This is a genomic window from Pseudomonas protegens (assembly GCF_003732485.1).
GTDB classification, from domain to species: Bacteria; Pseudomonadota; Gammaproteobacteria; order Pseudomonadales; family Pseudomonadaceae; genus Aquipseudomonas; species Aquipseudomonas protegens_B.
The window spans coordinates 108,754-114,700 of the sequence record NZ_MOAK01000053.1; the positions used below are offsets into that span (position 1 = coordinate 108,754).

General features: G+C 66.9%; 6 protein-coding genes. All 6 read left to right on the forward strand.

Features of this window, described 5'->3' with window-relative positions; translation table 11 throughout:
- Positions 1–2,090: glycogen debranching protein GlgX (gene glgX, locus BLX41_RS13640; protein ID WP_123725313.1), on the forward strand; the 2,090-nt coding region annotated here is incomplete at its 5' end.
- 2 nt (positions 2,091–2,092) lie between these two features.
- Positions 2,093–3,109, forward strand: a complete 1,017-nt coding sequence (locus tag BLX41_RS13645) for an acyl-CoA dehydrogenase family protein (protein WP_123725314.1) — start codon at positions 2,093–2,095, stop codon at positions 3,107–3,109.
- A complete protein-coding gene (locus BLX41_RS13650; protein ID WP_123725315.1) occupies positions 3,106–3,864 on the forward strand; it encodes a PIG-L deacetylase family protein in 759 nt (252 codons plus the stop codon). Before BLX41_RS13645 ends, BLX41_RS13650 begins: the two co-directional genes overlap by 4 nt.
- Positions 3,861–4,460, forward strand: coding sequence for a class I SAM-dependent methyltransferase (locus tag BLX41_RS13655; protein ID WP_123725316.1), 600 nt, complete (start codon positions 3,861–3,863; stop codon positions 4,458–4,460). Before BLX41_RS13650 ends, BLX41_RS13655 begins: the two co-directional genes overlap by 4 nt.
- Positions 4,457–5,122 carry a glycosyltransferase family 2 protein gene (locus BLX41_RS13660; RefSeq protein WP_123725317.1) on the forward strand — a complete coding sequence of 222 codons (666 nt, stop codon included), beginning with the start codon at positions 4,457–4,459 and terminating at the stop codon, positions 5,120–5,122. The genes BLX41_RS13655 and BLX41_RS13660 overlap by 4 nt, the downstream gene beginning before the upstream one ends.
- A 282-nt stretch (positions 5,123–5,404) precedes the next feature.
- Positions 5,405–5,947: PIG-L deacetylase family protein (locus BLX41_RS13665; RefSeq protein WP_259744871.1), on the forward strand; the 543-nt coding region annotated here is incomplete at its 3' end.

The following is a 5,947-nucleotide window of genomic DNA, read 5'->3' on the forward strand; positions in this document are numbered from 1 at the left end:
TCCCTCTGGGCGCCACCTGGGATGGCCTGGGCGTCAACTTCGCGCTGTTCTCGGCCAATGCCACCAAAGTCGAGCTCTGTGTGTTCGATGATGCCGGCGAAGTGGAACTCGAACGCATCGAACTTCCGGAATACACCGACGAAATCTTCCACGGCTACCTGCCCGACGCTCACCCGGGGCTGATCTACGGTTACCGTGTGCACGGCCCCTACGACCCGGCCAACGGTCACCGTTTCAACCCCAACAAACTGTTGATCGACCCCTACGCCAAACAGCTGGTGGGCCAATTGAAATGGTCCGAGGCACTGTTCGGCTACACCATCGGCCATCCTGACGCCGACCTCAGTTTCGATGAACGGGACAGCGCGCCCTTCGTGCCCAAGTGCAAGGTCATCGACCCGGCCCACACCTGGGGCCACGACCAGCGGGTCAGCGTGCCCTGGGACAAGACCATCCTCTACGAGACCCACGTGCGCGGCTTCACCATGACCCACCCCGCAGTACCGGAAAACCTGCGGGGGACCTTTGCCGGGCTGATGGTGGACGACGTGCTGGAGCACATCCGCAAGCTCGGGGTGTCGTCGGTGGAGCTGCTGCCGATCCACGCCTTCGTCAACGACCAGCACCTGCTGCACAAGGGCATGACCAACTACTGGGGCTACAACAGCATCGCCTTCTTCGCCCCCGACCCGCGCTACCTGGCCAGCGGCAAGATCGCCGAATTCAAGGAAATGGTCGCCCACCTGCACGAAGCCGGGCTGGAGGTGATCCTGGACGTGGTCTACAACCACACCGCCGAAGGCAACGAGCAAGGCCCGACCCTGTCCATGCGCGGCATCGACAACGCCTCCTACTACCGCCTGATGCCCGACGACAAGCGCTTCTACATCAACGATTCGGGCACCGGCAACACCCTGGACCTGAGCCACCCCTGCGTGTTGCAGATGGTCACCGACTCGCTGCGCTACTGGGCCACGGAAATGCACGTGGACGGCTTCCGCTTCGACCTGGCGACCATTCTCGGCCGCTACCACGACGGTTTCGACGAGCGCCACAGCTTCCTCGTGGCCTGCCGCCAGGACCCGGTGCTGCGCCAGGTGAAGATGATCGCCGAGCCCTGGGACTGCGGCCCCGGTGGCTATCAGGTGGGCAACTTCCCGCCGGGCTGGGTGGAATGGAACGATCGTTTCCGCGACACCGTACGGGCCTTCTGGAAAGGCGACGACGGCCAACTGGCGGACTTTGCCGGGCGCATGACCGCCTCCGGCGAGATGTTCAACCAGCGCGGCCGCCGGCCCTACGCCTCGGTCAACTTCGTCACCGCCCACGACGGTTTCACCCTGCACGATCTGGTGTCCTACAACGACAAGCACAACGAAGCCAACGACGAGAACAACCAGGACGGCAGCAACAACAACCTGTCCTGGAACCACGGCGTCGAAGGCCCCAGCGACGACCCCGAGATCAACGCCCTGCGCCTGCGCCAGATGCGCAACTTCTTCGCCACCCTGCTGCTGGCCCAGGGCACGCCGATGGTGGTGGCCGGCGACGAATTCGCCCGCACCCAGCACGGCAACAACAACGCCTACTGCCAGGACAGCGAGATCGGTTGGGTCAATTGGGAGCTGGATAACGACGGCAAGTCCCTGCTCAAGTTCGTCAAGCGCCTGATCAAGCTGCGCCTGAGCTACCCGATCCTGCGGCGCGGGCGCTTCCTGGTGGGCAGCTACAACGAGGACATCGGGGTCAAGGACGTCACCTGGCTGGCTCCCGACGGCAGCGAGATGACCACCGAGCACTGGCAGGACCCCCACGGTCGCTGCCTGGGCATGCTGCTGGACGGCCGCGCCCAGGAAACCGGGATCCGCCGCCCTGGGGCCGACGCCACCCTGTTGCTGGTGGTCAACGCCCACCACGACATCGTCAACTTCCGCCTGCCACAGGTGCCCGCCGGGGAGTTCTGGACCTGCATGCTCGACACCAACCAGCCGGCGGTGCGCGGCCAGGAACGCTTTGCCTTCGGCCACGAGTATTCGGTGACCGGGCGCTCCCTGCTGCTGTTCGAACTGCAACATGAGGAAGAAGACTGAACATGGACCTGCAAGGCTTCCTGCATCACTCCCCCGACCTGGGGCATGCCGATACCCGCGCCCTGGGCCTGTGCCTGGAGGCTCTGGTGGACGCCGGGCTGGACCGCCTGCCGCTGCCCGCAAGCGGCGCCACCCTGCAACGCTGGCAGGCCCTGGCCAGGGTCGCCGGCCATGACCTGGGCCTGTGCAAGCTCTACGAGGGGCACACCGACGCCCTGGCGATCATGGCCGAACTGGGCTTCGCTGCTCCCTCCGGCGCGACCTGGGGCACCTGGGCCGCGGAGCCGCCCCAGGCCCGGGTACACGCCGTTGCCGATGGCCCGCACTGCCGGCTCGGCGGCACCAAGGCCTGGTGCTCGGGGGCCGAGGTACTCAGCCATGCCCTGCTCACCACCTGGGACGCCGCCGGCCACCAGCGTCTGGTGGCCGTGGTCCTGGACCAGCCCGAAGTGCAGGTCGAAACCGGCAGTTGGCAAGCCGTGGGCATGGCCAGTACCGGCAGCCAGCGGGTGAGTTTCCATGAGGCCCGCGGCCAATGGGTCGGCGGGCCGGACGACTATGTGCAGCGCCCGGGCTTCTGGCAGGGCGCCATCGGCATCGCCGCCTGCTGGCTGGGGGCCGCCCAGGCCATCGCGGGTCCCCTGCGCGAACACTGCGCCAGGCGCGACGAGCCCCATGCCCAGGCCCACCTGGGAGCGGTGGACAGCGCTTTGCATCAGGCCGCTTGCGTGCTGCGCCACAGTGCCCGGCAGTTGGATCAGGCGCCCCAGGCCGACTGCCAGTTGCTGGCCCGACGCGCCCGGGCGGTGACCGAAGCCAGCGTCGACAGCGTGCTGCACCACGTCGGCCGGGCGCTGGGCGCCGGCCCCTATTGCCTGGACCGGCATTTCGCCCGGCTGTTGGCCGACCTGCCGGTGTTTATCCGCCAGAGCCATGCCGAACGCGACCTGGCCATTCTCGGCCAACAACTGGCCAGCGCCCCCCATGCACCCGCGGACCCGGGAGGATGGCAACTGTGAAAACCAATCCGATTGTCGGTCGCGGCACCTCGCTGCAAGCCTGGCAGGCCTCATCGCAACTGCAGGCCATGGCCGCGGTGGATATTCAGACCCTGGTTCCCCAAGGGGCTCGGGCGGTGATTGTGGCCCCGCACCCGGACGATGAAATCCTCGGTTGCGGCGGCCTCCTGCAATTGCTGGCAGCCGCAGGGCGCGAACTGCTGCTGATTTCGGTCACCGATGGTTGCGCCAGCCATCCCGGCTCCCGGCGCTGGCCGGTGCAGCGCCTGAGCCAGGTGCGGCCCCAGGAGTCCGCCGAAGGCTTACGCCGCCTGGGCCTGCCGCTGCAGCGCATCACCTGGCTGCGCGCGGGCTTCGAGGACAGCCGCGTTGCCCGGGACGAAGCCGCCCTGACGCAGTTCATCCAGGGTTGCCTGCGCGCCGGTGACGTGCTCTTCAGCACCTGGTGCGAGGACGGCCACTGCGACCACGAAGCCGTGGGCCGGGCCAGCGCCCTGGCCGCCCGGGCAGCGGGCGCAAGCCTCAAGGAACTGCCGATCTGGACCTGGCACTGGGCCGATCCCGAGGGCCGGCAACTGCCCTGGGAACGCGCCCGCAAGGTACTGCTCAGCCCTGCCCAGGTGGCCCGCAAGCGCCACGCCCTCCAGGCCTTCGCCAGCCAGTTGGAAGGCGACCCGCAGATCGGCCTGGCGCCGGTGCTGGCACCGCACATCATCGAGCGTCTGCTGCAACCTTTTGAGGTGGTGTTCCTATGAGTGTCGACAGTCGTTATTTCGAAGGGCTGTTCGCCCGGGACCAGGACCCCTGGGCCTTTCGCCAGCGTTGGTATGAGCAGCGCAAGCGCGCCATCACCCTGGCCAGCCTGCCGCGCCGCCACTACCGGAGCATTTTCGAACCCGGTTGCGCCAATGGCGAGCTCAGCGCCGAACTAGCTACCCGCTGCGACAGCCTGCTGGGCTACGACACCGCGCACAATGCGGTGAACCTGGCACGGCAACGCTTGCGGGCCTTTCCCCATGCCCGGGTGGAACACGGCCGCCTGCCCCGGGACTGGCCCAAGGGGCCCTTCGATCTGATCGTCATCAGCGAGATCGGTTATTACCTGGACGCCGCCGACCTGGCGCAACTGGTGGCACGGGCCCTGGGCTCCCTGGCCGCGGATGGCCAGTTACTGGCCTGCCACTGGCGCCCGCCCATCGCCGAGTGCCCGCTGGATGCCGGGCAAGTGCACGAACTGCTCCATCGCCATTTGCAGCTGCCACGCCTGCTGGAACACCAGGAAGCGGACTTTCTCCTCGACCTCTGGGGCCGCGAAGCGGATTCGGTCGCGACTCTGGAGGGCCTGCGATGATCGGAGTGGTGATTCCCGCCCATAACGAGGAGCAGTTGCTGGCGGATTGCCTGCGCTGTGCGCTGAAAGCCGCCAGCCACCCCGGGCTCAACGAAGAAGTGTCGATCGTGGTAGTGCTGGACAGCTGTTCCGACCGTTCCCTGAGCATTACCCGCCAGTTCGCCGTGCAACACCTGCAAATGCAGGTACGCAACGTCGGGCGGGCCCGGGCCGCGGGGGCGCAATTGCTGCTGCAGGCCGGCGCCCGCTGGCTGTCCTGCACCGACGCCGACAGCCGCGTGCCCGACGACTGGCTGGTGGCCCAACTGGCCCTGGGTGCCGACGCCGTCTGCGGCACCGTCACCGTCGACCGCTGGAGCGAAGGCTTCGCCCCCCAGGCGCAGATCCGCTATCGCAACGCCTACCAGGCCGGCGATGGCCATCGGCATATCCATGGCGCCAACCTCGGCATCAGCGCCGCGGCCTATGTCCGCGCGGGCGGCTTCGAGGCCCTGGCCTGCCACGAAGATGTGCAACTGGTGCGACAGTTGCAACGCTGCGGCGCCAGCATCGCCTGGAGCGAGCACCCTCAGGTGATTACCAGCGGGCGCCTCAACGCCCGGGCCAAGGGCGGCTTCGGCGACTACCTGCAAAGCCTGACGCAACCTTGTGGAGGGCCGTGAAGTACAGCATGGCATTCGTCAACGCGCCTCCCCCGAAGTGCGATTGCCGTCTACCCTGTGACAGGGTTCGTGATCAATAAATAAGCTTGGGCTGCCACTGCGTGGAAAGCGTCAGGCTGTGTATGATTGGCCTCGAATCGCGGTGCCCCAAAGGTATGGAGCACCGGTACTTCACGCTGAGGCAGATGCCATGGAATCAGCGTGCGTGCAAACCCAGGGTCGCCACTGAACGGATGTTCAGGCGCCATTGCCGTGACCCGGAAAACAGGGATGTGACACTTCATGAAAGCCATACCCGCAATAGACAACAGCTGGCCCAGCCAGATCTGGAACGGTGCCCGTCACCTGGCCGACGTTCCCCCCATCAACCTGGGCAATCTGGTGCCACCCGGCTCCCGGGCCGTGATCATCGCCCCCCACCCCGGCGATGAAGTGGTGGCCAGCGGCGGCCTGCTGCAAGTGCTCGCTCACCATGGCCACCCCCTGCAACTGATCTCCATCAGCGACGGCAGCGCCAGTCACCCCGGTTCCGAGCTGTGGCCCAAGCGTCGTCTCAGTGTGTTCCGGCCCCAGGAAAGCGCCGAGGCCCTGCGTCGCCTGGGCCTGCCCCTGCACAGCCTGAAGTGGATTCGTGGCGGCTTTGCCGACAGCGCTCTGAGCGAGCGCGAACAGCAATTGGTGCCATTCATCAGCCGTTACCTGCGTGACAGCGATGTGGTGTTCAGCACCTGGCGCGGCGACGGCAACCTCGATCACGAGGCCGTGGGTCGGGCCGCGGCCAAGGCTGCCGGTCAAGTGGGTGCACGCTTCTACGAGATTCCGATC